The organism is Bradyrhizobium sp. BR 1432 (assembly GCF_051547705.1).
GTDB classification, from domain to species: domain Bacteria; phylum Pseudomonadota; class Alphaproteobacteria; order Rhizobiales; family Xanthobacteraceae; genus Bradyrhizobium; species Bradyrhizobium zhanjiangense.
In genome coordinates, this window is sequence record NZ_JBPUGF010000003.1 from 4073007 (window position 1) to 4092088 (window position 19082).

General features: G+C 64.7%; 6 protein-coding genes and 3 pseudogenes. 2 read left to right on the plus strand and 7 right to left on the minus strand.

Going from position 1 to position 19082, the window contains the following annotated elements:
* Position 1: 1 nt before the first annotated feature.
* The 6 genes and pseudogenes from treY to ACSKB8_RS19665 form a co-directional block, all read right to left on the minus strand.
* Positions 2 to 2784: pseudogene (gene treY / locus ACSKB8_RS19640) on the minus strand (malto-oligosyltrehalose synthase).
* Position 2785: 1 nt separating this feature from the next.
* Positions 2786 to 4539: pseudogene (gene treZ, locus ACSKB8_RS19645) on the minus strand (malto-oligosyltrehalose trehalohydrolase).
* Positions 4536 to 6614 (minus strand): glycogen debranching protein GlgX, encoded by a 2079-nt coding sequence (gene glgX, locus ACSKB8_RS19650; protein WP_438105794.1) that lies wholly within the window; start codon positions 6612 to 6614, stop codon positions 4536 to 4538. The pseudogene treZ and the gene glgX overlap by 4 nt, the downstream one beginning before the upstream one ends.
* Before the next feature lie 3 nt (positions 6615 to 6617).
* On the minus strand, positions 6618 to 8756 hold the full coding sequence (gene glgB, locus ACSKB8_RS19655; RefSeq protein WP_438105796.1) for a 1,4-alpha-glucan branching protein GlgB: 2139 nt from the start codon (positions 8754 to 8756) through the stop codon (positions 6618 to 6620).
* Positions 8749 to 12043, minus strand: a pseudogene (gene treS, locus ACSKB8_RS19660) (maltose alpha-D-glucosyltransferase). Before treS ends, glgB begins: the two are co-directional and overlap by 8 nt.
* An 11-nt stretch (positions 12044 to 12054) precedes the next feature.
* Complete coding sequence (locus ACSKB8_RS19665) at positions 12055 to 14004, minus strand: maltotransferase domain-containing protein (protein ID WP_438105798.1); 1950 nt, start codon at positions 14002 to 14004, stop codon at positions 12055 to 12057.
* 205 nt (positions 14005 to 14209) lie between these two features.
* Between ACSKB8_RS19665 and malQ the strand changes: the two genes are divergently transcribed.
* Together malQ and ACSKB8_RS19675 are read left to right on the plus strand one after the other, a co-directional pair.
* Positions 14210 to 16171 (plus strand): 4-alpha-glucanotransferase, encoded by a 1962-nt coding sequence (gene malQ, locus ACSKB8_RS19670; protein ID WP_438105800.1) that lies wholly within the window; start codon positions 14210 to 14212, stop codon positions 16169 to 16171.
* 30 nt (positions 16172 to 16201) lie between these two features.
* On the plus strand, positions 16202 to 18001 hold the full coding sequence (locus ACSKB8_RS19675; RefSeq protein WP_438105802.1) for a glycoside hydrolase family 15 protein: 1800 nt from the start codon (positions 16202 to 16204) through the stop codon (positions 17999 to 18001).
* 227 nt (positions 18002 to 18228) lie between these two features.
* On the opposite strand, the gene ACSKB8_RS19680 is transcribed toward ACSKB8_RS19675, so the two are convergent.
* The gene (locus ACSKB8_RS19680) at positions 18229 to 19041 is read right to left on the minus strand and encodes an HAD family hydrolase (protein ID WP_438105804.1); all 813 of its coding nucleotides are present in this window, start codon (positions 19039 to 19041) and stop codon (positions 18229 to 18231) included.
* Positions 19042 to 19082: the final 41 nt, after the last annotated feature.

Genomic DNA, 19082 nt, shown 5'->3' on the forward strand with positions numbered 1-19082 from the left:
CTCAGGCGCGCACGCGCTGCCGCATCGGCTTCGCTGCACTGGCGGTGCGCGCCGCGATGATTGTCGCGGGAAGATCGCGCAGAGCCTGCGCAAGCGGCAGTTCGTTGCTCGCAAGATCCGTCGCGGCATAGCCGGTGATGTCGACGGTGGCACCTAAGCCCTCCAGCGCGGGCCATTCCCGGCCCGCTTGCGTGAACGGCGCGAAGTGACGCCCGACCACGACGATCGCGGCCGCGCGGCCATGGCGGCGGGCGAAGGCGATGACGTGGTCAGCATGCCCGCCGCTTACCTCGAGCGGCTGATAGTCGCCCCGGACGAAGATGTCGGGAAGCCGGTTGCGCAGTTTGAGGAGATGACGCGTCCAGGCCAGCTTGAGCTGGCCGTCCGGCCAGGCCTTGATCAGGCCACGCCAATCCGGCTTGTCCAATGAGCTCAGCGCTGCACGGCAGGCGACAAAGTCCACCGGACGGCGGTTGTCGGGATCGACCAGCGACAGGTCCCAGAATTCTGTGCCTTGGTAGAAGTCTGGCACGCCCGGCAGTGTTGCCTTGAGTGTGAGCTGGCTCAGCGAGTTCAACATGCCGAGCAGTGCGACGCGGCGGGCCAGGGTCTGCAGCGCCTCCAGGAATTCTGCGGACTGAGCGGGGTCGAGGATCCTGCTGATGAAGCTCTTGACGCCGTTTTCATACGCTTCATGCGGATTGAGCCAGCTCGTCTCCTCCTTGCCTTCACGCGCGGCCTTGAGGGCATAGGCCTGGATGCGCTCGATGAAGCCGGCATCCGGTCCCTGGAGCGGCCAGGCCCCCAGCAGGGTCTGGTAGAGCATGTACTCGAAGGTCGCCGACGGCGCGCGGAAACTGCCGTGGTGTGTGAGATGCGGCGCGTTCAACACCTTCCAGCGCGCCACCGCGCTGGTCCATTCGCCGGGAATCTCGCTGAGCGCAGCAATACGCGCGCGGGCATCCTCGCCGCGCTTGGTGTCGTGGGTGGCCGTCGCGGTCATGCCGTGCGGCCATTCCTTGGCGCGCGCCTGCATCGCCTGATGGAAAGCGGGAAGGGTAAGGCCGATGCTCGCGGGGTCGCCGCCGACCTCGTTCAGCGCAAGCAGCCGGTGGAATTGATAGAACGCGGTGTCCTCCAGCGACTTCGCCATCATCGGTCCGGTGAATTGCTGCACCTTCAGCGCGAAGCGGCGCACGCGCGGGGCGCTGTGCGGGGACGGCCGGGCTTGAGCAGGTCCATGGTCAGGGCGTCGCGCAGGAAGTCGAAGATGCCGTCATCTGCGGCGAACCATTCTGCGCGCGCCCGCGCGATGGTCTCCTCGATCAGCTTGCGATCGTGCGCGGTCGGCGCGCTCGTCGTGAGGTAGGTGCGGTAGACCGGGAAATGCAGCACATAGAGTTCGAGCGCCTGGCGCAGGCTGTCGGCGGAGAAGTCGCGCGTCGAGTAATGCCCGTTGGCGATGCGCGCCAAAAGCCGCGTCAGCACGGTGAACTCGCTCGTGAGCAGCGTCTCCAGCACCCGCCGCTTGGCGTCCTTGACGTAAGGCGCAAGCCGTGGCGGCCGGTTGCTGATCTGCCGCCAGGTCTCGTCCAGCGCCGCCAGCCCCTTGCCGTCGACCAGGACCTGGGTGATGACGTTCATCCATTCATAGCCGGTGGTGCCCTGGACGCCGGCGAAGTGCGGCAGGCGTTCGTGCTCGCACAGGATCTTCTCGATCAGGGTATAAAAGGGCTTCGTCGTACCCTGCGCATCGCGGACCAGCCGGCGCAGTCGCTGGCAATATTGCGCGGGATCGCGCAGGCCGTCGATGTGATCGAGGCGGATGCCTTGCAATCTGCCGTCGGCGATGAGTTGCTTGACCAGCCGGTGCGTGGCGGCAAACGTGCCGGGATCCTCGACGCGCAAGCCCGCAAGCCCGTTGACGTCGAAGAAGCGGCGATAGTTGATGTCACTGGAGGCGAGCCGCCAATGCCCGAGCTTGTAGTGCTGGCGCTCGAGCAGATGATGCAGCGCCAGCGTGTGCGCGGGACGGTCCTTGGCGGCGCGATAGGCGGCAAGACCTCGCGCGATGATGTCGGCAGCACCCGCAATGTTCTTGAGTTCTGCCTTGAAGGCGGGAGCTTCCTTGCGATTGGGACGGCGCAGTCCGGTGTAGCGCGCCGCGAGCGCGAGCAGGCGCTTGCCGGGCTCCGTTTCCGCCGCGTCCGCTTCCTTGACGATCATCCGCAGCACTTCGCCATAGCGCTCCGGCGCAACAGGTAAGCGATGCTCGAAATACCAGGCGGAAAGACTTCCCTCATCCGGATCGTAGCGCAGCTCGATCTCGCCCCGCTCCAGCGCCTCGCCATAGGACACGCCGAGAATCGGCAGCAGCACGCCGCCGCGGGCGCGGAAGGCCAGTTGATCCCAGTCGATGTCGAAGGAGACCGCATGCGGTGAAGCCTGGCCCCACTCCAGCACGTCGAGCCACCAGGGATTGTCGGCGAAATGCACGCCGACATGATTGGGCACGAAGTCAATGATCAGGCCGAGATCGTGCTGCTGAAGCGTCTCGCTCAGCCGTGCGAAGCCGGCCTCGCCGCCGAGTTCGGGACTGAGCTGGCTATGATCGACGGTGTCGTAGCCGTGGGTCGAGCCCTTGCGCGCCTTCATCACCGGCGAGGCGTAGAGATGCGTGATCCCCAGCGCCTTGAGATAGGGCACGACCGCGGCGGCCTTGTCGAAGTCGAAATCCGCGGTGAGCTGGAGCCGGTAGGTCGCGAGCGGAATGGCGGGAGGCATGCTAACCTCCGAGATGCCAAACCACCGACCAGGGCGGAAGCCGCTCGCCGGCCTCGCCGCCCCAGATCGGCGTGCCCGCATTGCTGTTGGAATACGCGACATCCTTGTCCGAGAGATTCGCGGTCAGGTGGAGCGCCGCGCCGTCCCCCATGCGCCAATGTGCCGTGAGCAAGCCGGTATCTGCTGCCTCGGCATCGCCGAACCTCGCTCCTTTCAGCCGCGGCATGATCTCCTTGCGCCGGAGCGCGAGCAGCTCGCGCACCAGCGCAAGCCGCGCGTCCTGCTCGGGCGTGCGGCCGTTCCAGTCGAGCACGGCCAATTGCAGCGTTGCCGGATCGAGCGGATCAGGCACCTCGTCGCCGTATTTCTCATAGGCCCAGGCATATTCCTGCTTGCGCCCCTTGCGCACGGCATCGGCCAATCCGTCGTGGAAGTCGCAGAAGAACGGGAAGGGCACCGTGGAGCCCCATTCCTCGCCCTGAAACAGCATCGGCACCATCGGCGCGAGCAGGGTGACCGCGAGCGCGGCCTCGATCTGCTTGGGTGAAGCCAGGCTCTCGAGCCGGTCGCCGAGTGGGCGGTTGCCGATCTGGTCGTGGTTTTGCAGGAAGTTGACGAAGGTCGACGGCGGCAGCTCGCCGCTCGGCTCGCCGCGCGGCTTCTTGCCCAGAATTCCGATATCTCGCCCTGGTAGACGAAGCCGGAGGCGAGCGCGCGCGCAAGATCCATGCGCGGCGTCTGGTAGTCCGCGTAGTAGCCGGCGAGCTCGCCGGTCAGCATCACGTGCCAGACGTGGTGATAGTCGTCGTTCCACTGTCCGCGATATTTGCCGTTCGGCGGCTCCTGCGCGGCATCGAGCAGGCTCGCGCGGTTGTCACCGTTCTCGAGCACCAGATGGATGTGCCGTCCCGTGGCTTTGGCGAGCTCGCCGGCAGCGACGCTGAGGTCTTGCAGCATGGACTGCTCGCCGGGCACCGCCATGATGTGGTTGGCGGCATCCAGCCGCAGGCCATCGAAACGGTAGTCGCTGAGCCAGGACAGCGCGTTCTCGACCGCGAACGCGCGCACCTGCGGCACGCGATAGTCGATTGTGCTGCCCCAGGGCGTGTGCGCGTCGGTAAAGAAGGTCGGCGCATAGCGGCCGAGGTAATTCCCCTCGGGGCCGAAGTGATTGTAGACGACGTCGAGGAACACCATGAGCCCGCGCAAATGCGCCTCGTCGATCAGCGTCTTCAGGTCTTCAGGGCGGCCATAGGCGCTGTCGGGCGCATACCACAGTACGCCGTCATAGCCCCAGCCGCGGCGGCCGGCGAAATCGGCCAGCGGCATCAATTCCAGTGCGGTGATGCCGCTCGCTGTGAGATGATCGAGCTTGTCGATCATGGCGCGGTAGGTGCCCTCTGGCGTGAAGGTGCCGACATGGGTCTCGATCAGCACCGTCTCTTCCCAGGGACGGCCGCGCCAATCGCGCGCGCCCCACACAAAGGCGTCGTGATCGATCACCTCGCTCGGGCCGAACACATCTTCGGGCTGGAATGCCGAGGCCGGATCGGGCACGTCGATCTCGTCGTCGATCCGGAATTTGTAATTGCTACCGGCGCGCAGGCCGGCAATGTCGGCCACGTACCAGCCATCCTGCCGGCGCTGCATCGCGTGCCTTCTGTCGAGCAGGAGATCGACGCGGCGCGCGCCGGGCGCCCACAGCCGGAACGACGCGCCGTCCTTGGTCGGCCTCGCCCCGAAGGATGGCCTCATAGCGCCCCCGCGAAGGCGAGCACGGATCGCGGCGGCGCCTTGCTGTCGCTTCCGGGCAGGAAGTCGATCGAGTTCAGCCTGGCCTCGGTCGTGTTGAGGATCTGCTGCCAGCTCTTGTATTCGGTCATTTTGGGCAATTTGAATGCGATCTCTTCGGGAGCGGCGTTCAGAACGATAAAGATCGCGGCGCTGCCCGGTTCCATCGGCCCCATCACATAGGAGAGAAAGCGCCCTTCCGGGAATTTCCAGTCGTTCTCCGTCATCTCGTCCCCGGCGGGCGTCAGCCACAGCGCGCCGTAGGAGATGCCGTCCTTGGTGCGGCCGTCGAGCCAGCGATGGCTGCGGAGTTGCGAGAATCGGCGGCGGATGTCGGCGAGATGGGCGACGAAATCGACCATGTCGTCGCCCTCCCTGCCGAGATTGTCCCAGCCGACCCAGCCGACCTCGTTGTCCTGGCAATAGGCGTTGTTGTTGCCGGATTGAGAATTGCCGACCTCGTCGCCGGCGAGGATCAGCGGAACGCCTTGCGCCAGTATCAGGCAGGCCAGCACGTTCTTGCGAAGCTGCCGGCGCAGGCTGAGGATTTGGGGATCGTCGGTCGGGCCCTCGACGCCGCAATTGTTGCTGTGGTTGTCGTTGGAGCCGTCGCGATTGTCCTCGCCGTTGGCCTCGTTGTGCTTCTCGTTGTAGCTGAAGAGGTCGGCGAGCGTGAAGCCGTCATGCACGGTGATGTGGTTGATGCCGGCGCGCGGCCGCCTTCCGTCATGGTTGAACAGGTCTGATGACGCCGTCATGCGGCTGGAGATGTCGCCGATCAGGCTGCCTTCGCCGCTCCAGTAGCGGCGCATGGCGCTGCGATAGCGATCGTTCCACTCCGACCATTGCGAGGGGAAGGCGCCGACCTGATAGCCGCCGAGCCCGAGATCCCACGGTTCGGCGACGAGCTTGACGGTCGCCAGCACCGGATCCTGCCGGACCGCGGTCAGGAACGAGATGCCGCGATCAAAGCCGTTCGGGCCGCGCGCCAGGGTGGTGGCGAGGTCGAAACGGAAGCCGTCGACATGGCAGACCTCGACCCAGTAGCGAAGCGAATCCATCACCATCTGGAGCACGCGCGGATGGGTGAGATTCACCGACGAGCCGCAGCCGGTGAAGTCGTCGTAATAGCGCGGGTTCTCGCGGTTCAGCCAGTAATAGGAGGCGTTGTCGATGCCGCGATAGCACAGCGTCGGGCCGAGGTGATTGCCCTCGGCGGTGTGGTTGTAGACAACGTCCAGCATCACCTCGATGCCGGCATCGTGCAGCCGCGCGACCGTGGTACGGAAGGAATTGAGCGCGTTGTCCTGGGCGTAGCGCGGCTCGGGCGCGAAGAAGGACAACGTGTTGTAACCCCAGTAATTGGCGAGCTTCTTTTCCACCAGGATGCGGTCGTCGACGAAGCTGTGGATCGGGAGAAGCTCGATCGTGGTGACGCCGAGCCTCTTCAGATGCTCGATCATCGCCGGCGATGACAGGCCACCATAGGTGCCGCGCAGATTCGGCGGCACGTCGTCGCGCTTCTGCGTCAGGCCCTTGACGTGGGCCTCGTAGATGATGGTGTCTTCCCAGGGGATGTCGGGACGGATCTCGCGCCGGCCCCAGTTGAAGGTTTCGTCGACGACGACGGCCTTGGGCATGCCGCGCGCATTGTCGCGCCGATCGAACGACAGGTCCTCGCGCGGCGAGCCGGTGCGGTAGGCGAAATGCGCATCGCTCCAGACCAGCCGTCCGGCCAGCCGCTTGGCATAGGGATCGAGTAGCAGCTTGTTGGCGTTGAAGCGGTGGCCGTGCTCGGGCTCGTAGGGGCCGTGCACACGATAGCCGTAGAGCTGGCCGGGCGAGACGTCGTTGAGATAGCCATGCCAGACGTCTTCGGTCCGTTCCGGCAACTCGATGCGTTCGAGCTCGCGGCGGCCTTGCGTGTCGAACAGGCAGAGCTCGACCTTCTGTGCGTTGGCGGAGAACAGCGCGAAATTGGTGCCGCGTCCGTCCCAGCTTGCGCCGAGGCGTGCGGGCGATCCAGCAGTCAAGCGCATGTGTCAGCTTTCTGGAACGAGGAAGATCGCGGCAAGTGGCGGAATTGTGAGGCGGAGCTCGCCGCCCTCGGCATGGACTTCGCCGATGTTGCCGACGTTGCTGCCGCCATAGTGGGCGGAATCCGAGTTGAGCACTTCCTTCCACTTGCCGCCAAAGGGCACGCGAACGCGATAGTTCTGGTAGACGTTCGGCGAGAAGTTGATGATCACCAGGCACCGCGCTTGCTCGTCGAAGCCTCTGCGCAGCCAGGCGAACACGTTGCGGTTGGCGTCGTCGGTGACCAGCCATTCGAAGCCGGCCTGGTCGCAATCCATCTGGTGCAGCGCCGGCACGGCGCGATAGAGCCGGTTGAGGTCGCGGATCAGCGCCTGGATGCCGGAATGGTACTTGTATTCGAGCAGGCGCCAGTCGAGCGACTGGTCATGGTTCCATTCGCGGCTCTGCGCGATCTCCGCGCCCATGAACAACAGCTTCTTGCCGGGATGGCCGAACATGAAGCTGTAATAGGCGCGCAAGTTCGCGAATCGTTGCCATTCGTCGCCGGGCATCCGGCCGAGGATCGAGCGCTTGCCATGCACGACCTCGTCATGCGACAGCGGCAGGATGAAGTTTTCCGAGAATGCATAGTGCAGGCCGAACAGGATCTCGCCGTGGTGGTGCTTGCGGTAGATTGGATCCTTGCTGATGTAGCTCAGCGTGTCGTGCATCCAGCCCATGTTCCACTTGTAGCCGAAGCCGAGCCCGCCGAATTCGACCGGGCGTGAGACCTGAGGCCAGGCGGTGGACTCCTCAGCCGCCGTGGTCGCCTGCGGGAAGCGGGCGAAGACTTCCGTGTTGAAGCGGCGCAGGAAGTTGATCGCCTCGATGTTCTCCCGCCCGCCATACTGGTTCGGAATCCACGCGCCGGGCGGCCGGCTGTAATCGAGATAGAGCATCGATGCCACGGCATCGACGCGCAGGCCGTCGATCGCATAGCGCTCCAGCCAGAACAGCGCGTTCGACACCAGGAAGTTCGTCACTTCGGTGCGGCCGTAATTGTAGATCAGCGTGCCCCAGTCGAGGTGGCGGCCCTGGAGCGGGTTGGCGTGCTCGTAGAGCGAGGTGCCGTCGAAATGACCTAGCCCGTGCGGATCGTCCGGGAAGTGGCCGGGCACCCAGTCGAGCAGCACGCCGACGCCTTCGCGGTGGCAGGCATCGACGAGAACGGCAAAATCCTCCGGCGTGCCGAAGCGGCTGGTCGGGCCATAGAGGCCGGTCGGCTGGTAACCCCAGGAGCCGTCGAACGGATGCTCGCTCACCGGGAGAAATTCGAGATGGGTGAAGCCCATGTCGCGGGCATAGGCCGGCAGCTGCTCGGCCAGTTCGCGATAGGTTAGCCATTCATTGCCGTTCTTGCGCCGCCACGAGCCGAGATGGACCTCGTAGATCGACATCGGCGCCGACAGCGCGTTGATGCCGTCGGGCGCCGGCCGCGGCCGCGGCAGGCGCGCCTCGTCGAACACGATCGACGCTGTCTTGGGCCGCACCTCGCTCGCAAAGGCCAGCGGATCGGATTTCAACGGAAGCATATGGCCATGCGGGCCGATGACTTCGAACTTGTAGTGATCGCCAATCTTCGCATGCGGGATGAACAGCTCCCAATAGCCGCTGCCGCGTACCCTCATGGGATGGCGCCGCCCGTCCCAGAAATTGAAATCGCCGACCACGGACACGCGCCGCGCATTCGGCGCCAGCACCACGAAGCCGATGCCGTCGACACCTTCGTGCCGCATCGGATGGGCGCCGAGCTTGTCGTAGAGGCGCTGGTGGGTGCCTTCGCCGAGCAGATAAAGGTCGAAATCGGTCAGGATCGGCGGAAAGCGGTAGGCGTCCTCGAACTCGACGACGTTGCCGCCGAATTTCGCGCGCAGCTGGTAATGCTTCGAGCCGTTGGGCAGGGCCCCGATGAACAGGCCGGAATCGTGCACGCGGTCGAGCGGGGCGACTTCGCCATGCTCGCCGACCGCCTCGACATTCGAGGCTTCGGGGAGAAAGGCGCGCACCACGCTTCTACCGCCCTCGGGATGCAGCCCGAGATAGTGGAAGGGATCGGAGTGGCGGCCTTCGATGATCGCGTAGGCCTCAGCAGGCAGTTTAGGCATGGGCTTCGCTCTCGGCACTGGACAGAATGCGAAGCAGTCCGGTCAGCGGCGCATTGAGCCCCTCAGGCCGGTGGGACAGCTCGTACTCTACTTCGTTGAACGCTTGATCAAGCAGGAAGAAGTTTATCAGGCCTTCCGCGGATTGCGGATCTTGCGGCCAAATCCGCCGATCGGTCATGGTTTCGCGATAGGCGGACAAGAAGGTTGCGGTAGCGCGCTCGCGCCATTCGTCGAGCGCGGCTGCGAGCCGGCCCTGCTCGTCGGAAGCGCCCGTCAGCGCGCGACTGAGGGCCGCGTTGACCGAAACATCAATCGAGTGGATCATGCCCGCGACGTCGCGCGCGGCCGGCGCCTTGCGCCGCTTGTCGGCCAATGGCACACGCGGATCGCCGTCGAAGTCGATGATGAAGATATCGTCCTTCACGATCAGAGTTTGTCCGAGACGGAAGTCGCCATGATGACGGATGTTCAACCCGCCGATCCCGGAAGGCAATAGCGCATTCAGGCGGTCGGGCAGGGTCGCGCGGGCCTCCGTGAGCTGATCGATCAGCGGCCGATCCGCCTCCCGCAGGCCGTCGCGGCTGTTGGCCAGCCGTTCGAAGACCCGCTCGGCGCGCGCCTTGAGGTCGGAGACGAGGCGCGTGATGTACGAGGAGCCGATCGGCTCCGGAGCGAGCTCGTCCGGCTTTGCCGCGGCCAGCGCGACATGCAGCTCGCCGAGCCGCCGGCCGATCTGCGCGATGAAGTGCAGATAAGGCGCCTGCTCCTGGGTTTCGCGGAGCGTTTCGCCCGCCGGCAACACGCGCTGCTCGTCGATATAGCGATCGAGGTAGCCCGTTGTCACAGTCCAGCCGTCGCCCTGGTTCTCGACATAGGCATGCAGCACGCCGAGCGCGCTGCGCTGCTCGCCCTCGACCAGCTCGACGCTACCCAGCAGCGCCGGCGTGTTGGCAAAGCGGGCGATCTCGGTGAGATAGTGGCCGATCTCGATCTCGGGACTGATGCCGGTTTCGAGCCGACGGTAGATCTTGGCGACGTATTGATTGTCGATCAGCGCGGTGCTGTTCGACTGCTCGATCGCGCGGATGCGTTCGGGCTCCTTGATGATGTAATCGGCAAACCGGCTGGTCGCCTTGAATTCCAGCCGCAAATTGTTCTCTTCCACTGCCAGGTTCTGCGACAAATTGCGCAGGAACAGGCCGATGAAGATCTGCTCGGTCGCGACATCGAGCAGCGTGCCTTCGCGCGCGCCCTGACGCACTGCGGCGAGCGCCTTCGGGTTGAAGCGTTCGCGATCGAAGCGCACCCACTCGATCTGCAACGGCAGCACGTAGCGTGTCGTCTCGTTCCCCTGCTTGGTCTCGAAGAACGCGATCCAGGGCCGGTTGTCGCCAATGTCGCAGAACGGCGCCGCCGAGGTCAGCGTGGTCTTGATGTGCTTGGCATTGTGCTCGGGATACCATCGCGTCCGCGACAGGAATCCCGGCAGCACGTCGCGCTCGAACACGCCGCGCTCGCGGGCGAGCGACACCCAATTCGAGTTCACCGGCACCACCAGCGTCTCGAACTCCGGCACCGCGCGCGGCGTCACCGGCTCGGACTTGTCGCGCTCCTGAAGCTGGAACCAGTAGAAACCGTAGGGCCCCAGCGTGATCATGTAGGGCAGCTCGCCGATCGCGGGGAAGCGCGTGCGGCCGAGCATTTCCTGCGGGATGCGGTCCTTCCAAGGCGACAGGTCAAGCTCGGTCGCCTGCGCGGCGCGCGACAAATTGGCCACGCAGAGGATCACCTCGTCGCGGTATTGCCGGACATAAGCCAGCACGGCGCGGTTGGCCGGGCGGATGAAGGTCATGGTGCCGCGGCCGAAGGCAAGCGTCGACTTGCGCACCGAGATCAGCCGCTTGGTGGCGCTGAGCAGCGAGGACAGGCTGCGCGACTGCGCCTCCACGTTCACCGACTCGTAGCCGTAGACCGGATCCATGATCAGCGGCGCGTAAAGGCGGGCCGGGTCGCAGCGTGAGAAGCCGCCGTTGCGGTCCGGGCTCCACTGCATCGGCGTGCGCACGCCGTTGCGGTCGCCGAGATAGATGTTGTCGCCCATGCCAATCTCGTCGCCGTAGTAGACGATCGGCGTGCCGGGGAAGGACAGCAGCAGCGAGTTCATCAGCTCGATCTTGCGGCGGTCATTGTCCATCAGCGGCGCAAGGCGCCGGCGGATGCCGACATTGATGCGCGCGCGCGGGTCGTTGGCGTAGGTGGTCCAGAGATAGTCGCGCTCGACGTCGGTGACCATCTCCAGCGTCAATTCGTCATGATTGCGCAGGAACAGCGCCCATTGGCAGCTCGCCGGGATGTCCGGGGTCTGGCGCAGGATGTCGGTGATCGGGAAACGGTCCTCCTGCGCGATCGCCATGTAGATCCGCGGCATCAGCGGGAAATGATAGGCCATGTGGCACTCGTCGCCACGGCCGAGAATCTCTTGCACGTCCTCCGGCCATTGATTGGCCTCGGCCAGCAGCAGCTTGCCCTTGGAGTAGGCGTCGAGCTCCTGGCGCAGGCGCTTGATGATCGCATGCGTCTCGGGCAGGTTCTCGTTCGAGGTGCCTTCGCGCTCGCACAGATAGGGAATGGCATCCAGCCGGAAGCCGTCGACACCGGCATCGAGCCAGCGCTTCATCACCTGGATGAGTGCGCTGACGACGCGTGGATTGTCGAAATTCAGGTCCGGCTGGTGCGAGAAGAAGCGGTGCCAGTAGAAGGCGCCGGCCTCGGGGTCCCAGGTCCAGTTCGACTTCTCCGTGTCGGTGAAGATGATGCGCGTGCCCTGGTATTTCTGATCGGTGTCGCTCCAGACATACCAGTTGCGGGCGCTCGAGCCCGGATGGCTGCGGCGCGCCCGCTTGAACCACTTGTGTTGGTCCGAGGTGTGATTGACGACCAGCTCGGTGATGACGCGCAGGCCCCGCTTCTGCGCCTCCTGGATGAAGCGCTTGAAATCCTTCATCGTCCCGAAATCGGGATTGACCGCGCCGTAATCGGCGATGTCGTAACCGTCGTCGCGGCCGGGCGAGGGGTAGAACGGCGAGCAGCCACAGCGCGGTGACGCCGAGTTCCTGGAGATAGGGCAGCTTCTCGGTCAGCCCGGCGAAGTCGCCGATCCCGTCATTGTTGCTGTCGGCAAACGCCTTGACGTGGAGCTGGTAGATGATGGCGTCCTTGTACCAGAGCTCGTCCACGATCTCGGCAGCCTCGGCTTTCTTGGTGTCGACGGAAGACAGAACATTCATGGCGTGAACCCTTACGCCAGGCCGCGGAACAAGAGCGCCGGATCGCGCTCGGGATCGATACGCAGCCTGACCCCGCCCCATTCGATGCGGGACTTTTCGCCGGTGAGGAGGTTTTCGAGTGCCGTCACATGGTGTCGCTGCCCGCCGGCGTCAACGGTGACGTCACCGAGCGGCAGCCAGAATTCGCGCACATGGCGCGACAGCGCGATCACGACGATGACGGTGTTGGCTGTCTCGGCTGCCTCCTTGGCGAAGGCGATGGTTTCGCCGTCCTCGACGCCGAGGAAGCGCAAATTGGCCGTCTGCCGGAGCGCCGCATTCTCGTTGCGGACGCGATTGAGCGCGGTGATGTAGGGCTTGATGTTGCCGGGCTTGTCCCAGTCGCGCTGCTTGATCTGGTATTTCTCGGAATCCAGATATTCTTCACGGCCGGGAATCGCCTCGTGCTCCAAGAGCTCGAATCCGCCAAAGATGCCGTAATTGCCCGACAGCGTCGCGGCCAGCGCGAGGCGCGACTTGAACGCCCAGGCTTCGCCGCTCTGGAGGTGATAGGGCAGCAGGTCGGCCGTGTTGACGAACAGGTTCGGTCGATAGAAGTCGCGTTCGGGATAGCGCGTCAGCTCGCCGAGATATTGCTCCAGCTCCCACCGCGAGGTGCGCCAGGGGAAATAGGTGAAGGACTGCGCAAAGCCGAGCTTGGCGAGGCCCTTCATCAGCTTCGGCCGCGCGAATGTCTTGGAGAACAGGATCACCTCGGGGTGGCGGCGGCGGATGTCGCGGATCAGCCATTCCCAGAACGGAAGCGGCGCGGTGTCGTGATTGTCGATGGCGAAGATGGTCACGCCATGGTCGATCCAGAACAGCAGAGCATCCCGAAACGCGTTCCACAGTCCAGGCCTGTCGACGGAGTTGAAATCTGGGATGACGATGTCCGAATAGGGGCCATCCGCCGTCCGCACCGAGCGATCCGGCCGCCACTTGAACCATTCCGGATGCTGCGTCAGCCAGGGATGGTCCGGCGAGCATTGCACGGCGAAATCGAGCGCGAGCTCGAGGCCGTATTCCAGGCAGGTCGCAACCAATGCGCGGAAATCCTCGATCGTGCCGAGCTCGGGATGCAGCGCATCGTGTCCGCCTTCCGTCGTGCCGATCGCATAGGGCGAGCCTGGATCGCCTGCACTCGCAACCTGCGCATTGTTGTTGCGGCCCTTGCGGCGGGTGTGGCCGATCGGGTGGATCGGCGTGAAGTAGAGCACGTCAAAACCCATCGCGGCGATGTCGGGCACGCGGGCGATGCAATCGCGAAGCGTGCCATGCTGGCCGGGGATCCGGCTCTGGCTGCGCGGCATCATCTGGTACCAGGCGCCGAAGCGTGCCTTGTCGCGGTCGACGATCAGCGGAAAAAGGGCCGAGCGGGTGAGGTCGGGCCGCGACTGGCTCTCGGCCATGGCTTCGCCGAGCTCGGTTGCGAGCAGCGGGCCGACGTCGCCGCTCTGCAGATAGTCCTCGCACTGCCTGATGATGACCACTGCTGCGTCTTGCCGTGCGCCATGCGCCTTGGTCAAGAGGCCGGCGCCCTCGATCGCGTCGAGAGTGACGTCCGCACCGGAGCGTTGCTTGCGTGCGACGCCGTGGGACCAGGTGGCGAACTCGTCGGTCCAGGCTTCGATGGCGTAGATGTATTGACCGGCCGCGGTCGGGACGAAGGCGCCCGACCAGCGGTCATTGCCATGATGGCTCATCGGCTCACGCTGCCATTCGCGGTCCTGCTCGCGGCGCCACAGCAGCGCGGCGCCGATCACGGCATCGCCGTCGCGATAGATGTCGGCCCAGACCTCGACCCGGTCGCCCGCGATCCGCTTCACGGCGAAGCGGCCGCCATCGATCAAGGGATAGACGTCTTCGATGAGGAAAGCGCTGCCGGCTGCGGCACTTTCGACAGTTTGAATTGTCTTGTTCACGGTGATGCCATTGACAAGAAAGCAGGGGCCCGTTTCCCTTGTCGGGAACCTACGCTTGATACCTATATAAAAAGCCGCTTGTGTGTCATTAGTTCCGGCGGGGAACGGCAGGCGCGGTTTGTGAGTTAAGCCCGACTAACGTCTTTCGCTGCCTCGTTAAATCGATGCCCCCCGGCAAAAGGGTGGCTTGCAAGCTGCGTGCCGAATGGATCTCATAACTCAAGCCCGGATCAAGGGCGTCCAGTCCGAATTCATCGATGCCCTGGGTAAGCTGCGGGTCACCGATCCCGTGGCCCTCAAATCCATCCTCGACGCCCTGCCCGAGAAGCGGGTCTACCGCTTCGTCGGCGGGCCGGTCGTGGTGCGCGCCTTGGGGCATCCGCGGACGGAATTGGCGGCCGTCGGTGCGCCGCCGCTGCAATGGAAATTGGCCGCAAACGGCAAGTCGATCGCGCAAGGCGAGACGCGCGAGCCCGTGATCGCCTGGCCGGCCGGCCTGCCGCTCGGCTATCACCGTTTGACGCTGACCGATGCCGAAGGTGTGACGGAAGAGGTGCCGATGATCGTGGCGCCCGAGCGCGCCTTCGGCGGCGAGTTCGACCGCGGCTGGCTGCTCGCCGTGCAGCTGTACAGCGTCCGCTCCAACCGCAATTGGGGTATCGGTGACTTCACGGACTTGGCCGACCTCGTCCGGCTTGCCAAGCAATTGGGGGCCGACGGTGTCGGGCTCAATCCGCTGCATGTGCTGTTCGACGACCACCCCGCCGATTGCAGCCCCTATTCGCCGAACAGCCGGCTGTTTCTCAATCCGCTCTATATCGATGTCGCGGCGATCCCGGAATTTGCGCCCGACCTCGTGCCGGATGCCGCCGCGACCGCAGCACGGCTGCGCGAGGGTGACCGTGTGCCGTACGCGGACATGGCGGCGTTGAAATGGCTGGGGCTGCGCGCTGCCTTCAACAGTTTCGTGACGAGCGCGAGCGAAGCGCGCCGCCGGGAGTTTGACGCCTTCCGCGCTGCCCGCGGCCCGCTGTTGTCCCGCTTTGCCTGCTTCGAAGTGCTGCGTCATCGCTTCACCGCGCCATGGTGGGAATGGCCGGTGGAATGGCAAAAGCCCGACGATGCGAAATGCGCTGCGCTGCGCAATGGGTCCGACAAGCGCGACGTCGAGTTCGTCGAATTCGTGCAATGGACGGCTGACAGCCAGTTGCATGCGGCGAAGGAGCTGGCCAGCCAGCTCGGCATGCCGGTCGGGCTCTATCTCGACGTTGCCGTCGGCGTGCAGTCCAATGGTTTCGATGCCTGGAACGAGCAGATGGCGATTTCGCGCCATCTCGCCGTCGGCGCGCCGCCCGATGTGCTCAATACCGTCGGCCAGGACTGGGGCCTCGCCGGCTTCAACGCCGGCGGCCTGGAGGCCCAATCCTTCGTGCCGTTCGCCGACATGCTCGCGGCCTCGATGCGCCATGCAGGTGCCATCAGGCTCGATCACGTGCTCGGCTTGAAACGGCTTTATCTGGTGCCGCGCGGTTTCAAGCCCGACAACGGTGCCTATGTGCAGATGCCGTTCGAAGCGCTGCTGGCGGCGGTGGCGTGCGAGAGCGCGGCTCATAAATGCATCGTGATCGGCGAGGACCTCGGCACCGTGCCGGAAGGCTTCCGCGAGACGATGCAGGATTTCGGCATCTGGTCCTACCTCGTCATGATGTTCGAGCGCGACGATGCCGGCCACTTCCGCAATGTTGACCACTACCGGCCCAACGCACTCGTCACGCTGAATACGCACGACCTGTCGACCTATGCTGGCTGGCGCTCCTTCAGCGACCTCAAGATGAAGCTTTCGCTCGGGATCGATCCCGGCGAAAGCGAGCAGGCGCGCTGGGACGCGCTCGGCAGGCTCGACGAGATTTTGCGCCAGAACGGCATCAACACCAACGATCTTTATTCCGTGCTCGCCTTTCTGTCGCGCACGCCATCGCGGCTGCTCGCGGTGTCGCTGGAGGATCTGCTCGGCGTGATCGACCAGCCCAACATCCCCGGCACGATCGACGAGCATCCGAACTGGCGCCAGCGGCTTCCTGTTATACTCGACAAGATCGCCACCAAGGTCGATCTCGCGGCTTTGAAGGCCGCGACGCGGGAACGTTCATTGACCGTCGGGAGTTGAACAGCCGGGGCTTCTCAGGCTCGAACGACATTGTCTCAGAGGATCGAGGACTATGCGCTGATAGGCGACTGCGAGACCGCGGCGCTGGTCGGGCGCAACGGCTCGATCGATTGGTTGTGCTGGCCGGCCTTCGATTCCGACGCCTGCTTTGCCGCGATCCTCGGCACGCACAAGAATGGTCGCTGGCTGATCGCACCGAGCGTGGATGTCACCGCTACGTCCCGCCGTTATCTCGGCAATACCCTCATCCTCGAAACCCGCATCGAGACGAAGAGCGGCACCGTCGCGCTGATCGACTTCATGCCGCCACGCGGCAAGGCATCCGACATCGTGCGGCTGGTCCGCGGTATCAGCGGCGCGGTGAAGATGCGGATGCAGCTCGTCATCCGTTTTGGCTTCGGTGCGGCTATCCCATGGGTGCGGCGGATCGACCATTCTCTGATGGCAATCGCCGGCCCGGACATGATTGTGCTGCGCACGCCTGTCGAGACCCGCGGCGAAGATCTGACCACGGTTTCTGACTTCGAGGTGACGTCCGGCCAGACCATACCCTTCGTGCTGACCTACGGGCCCTCGCACATCGAGCCGCCGGCGCCGATCGACCCGGAGATCGCGCTCCAGGAGACCGAAAGATTCTGGCACGACTGGTGCAGCCATTGCACCCGCGACGGCGGCTATCACGATCTCATCGTACGCTCGCTGATCACGCTGAAAGCGCTGACCTTCGCCCCGACCGGCGGCATCGTGGCGGCACCCACCACCTCATTGCCGGAAAAGCTCGGGGGCAGCAGGAACTGGGACTATCGCTTCTGCTGGCTGCGCGACGCGACCTTCACGCTGCTTGCGCTGATGAACTCGGGCTATACCGAGGAAGCCTTGGCCTGGCATAATTGGCTCTTGCGCGCCGCCGCCGGCTCGCCCTCGAACATGCAGATCATGTACGGCATCTGGGGCCATCGGCGGCTCTTGGAATGGGAGGCGGGCTGGCTCGACGGCTATGGGGGCGCCCGGCCGGTGCGCGTCGGCAATGCCGCGCATGCGCAGCTCCAGCTCGACGTCTATGGCGAGCTGATCGATGTATTTCATCAATCGCGCATGGCCAAGCTCAAGCTCGACGACGAGACCTGGGCGCTGGAATGCGCGGTGCTCGATCATCTCGCCGAGGTCTGGGACCGGCCCGATCACGGCATCTGGGAGCGCCGCGGCCAGCCCAAACACTACGTCTTCTCCAAAGTCATGACCTGGGTCGCCTTCGACCGCGGCATCAAGAGTGCGGAGACTTTCGGCTTCAAGGCGCCGCTGCTGCACTGGCGGGCCTTGCGCGAGGCCATTCATCGCGACGTCTGCAACAACGGTTTCGACGCGGACGAAAACACGTTCGTCGAGTCCTACGGCACGAAGCTGCTCGATGCCAGCGTGCTGCTGCTGCCGGCGGTCGGTTTCCTGCCGGCGGCCGATCCGCGCATCTGCGGCACCATCGCTGCTGTCGAGAAATGCCTGATGCGCGACGGCTTCGTGCTGCGACACGATTCGCGCGAGCTGCTTGCCGGTCAGCCGCCGCTCGAAGGCGCGTTCCTGGCATGCACGCTGTGGCTGGCCGATGCCCATGTGCTGTCGGGTAATATCGACAAGGCGCAAGTCTTGTTCGATCGCGTGGTGGGCATCGCGAACGATGTCGGGCTGCTGGCGGAGGAATACGATTCCGTGGCGCGGCGCCAGACCGGCAATTTCCCGCAGGCGCTGACCCACATCGCGCTGATCAACACCGCGCATAATCTGTCGGCGGCCAGGCGGGAGAGCGAGAAGCCGGCCGTGCAGCGGTCGCAGTAGCGGGCACATCAAAATGGCGGCGCGAGTCCTTCACCTCTCCCGTAGGGAGAGGTCGGATCGCATCGAAAGATGCGATCCGGGTGAGGAGTTACAGTCTCACCGAACGCCGCGGCCCCTCACCCGGATTGCACTGGACGATGCTTCGCATCGCCAGGCGCAATCCGACCTCTCCCCGTTGGGGAGAGGTGCACACCGAGCGGCAGGCGATGGCGGTGGCCCATCAAGCTCTAACCAACCCCATTCAGCTTCAAGATCATCTCCATCGCCTCGGCAAAACCATCCTGCTCGTTGGTCGCGGTGACGTGGGTGGCGTGGTCCTTGACGTTGTCGGTGGCATTGCCCATGGCAATCGAGACGCCGCTGACACGGAACATCGCGAGGTCGTTCTGCATGTCGCCGATGGTGGCGACGGCCTCGGTCGCAATGCCCACGCGCTTGGCCATGGCCTGCACGAAGGTGCCTTTGTTGAAGCCGGGCGGGGTGATGTCGAGATAGTAGGTTTGCGAGCGCACCGCGGTGACCTCGTTGCCGAGCGCCTCCTGCATCGCCTTCTCGCAACGCTCGAGGCCGACGGCATCGGCACTGGCGCCGACGATCTTGCAGGCGCTCGCAAGGTACGGCGAAAAATCCGTCACGATGGTCGGATCGGCGCGGATCGTGCGCTGCTCATGCGCGACATAGCTGCCCTCGGGATTGTCGATCAGCCATTTGTCGGTGGTGAAGAGCCACGCGTCGGCGCCGAATTCGCGCAGGATCCGCAACGACCGCTCGGCCGCGCCCGCTGGGATGAGGTGCTGCTCGACCGGCCTCATCTCGGGATCGACGATCGAGGAGCCGTTGAACGGCCCGACCGGCAGCCAGAGCGCCAGCGGCTCGATCAGGAAGCGCATGCCGATCGCGGGGCGGCTGGAGGTGATGGTGAAGCCGATGCCCGCCTGGTGCAGCCGCTGCACGGCAGACCTCGCACGCTCCGTCAGCGTCTTGTCCTTGGTCAGCAGCGTGCCGTCGACGTCGGAGACGACCAGTGAGATCTTCGTCATGGCAGGACCTTAAGGTTCAGGTTTCTTGAAGGTTCAGCTTC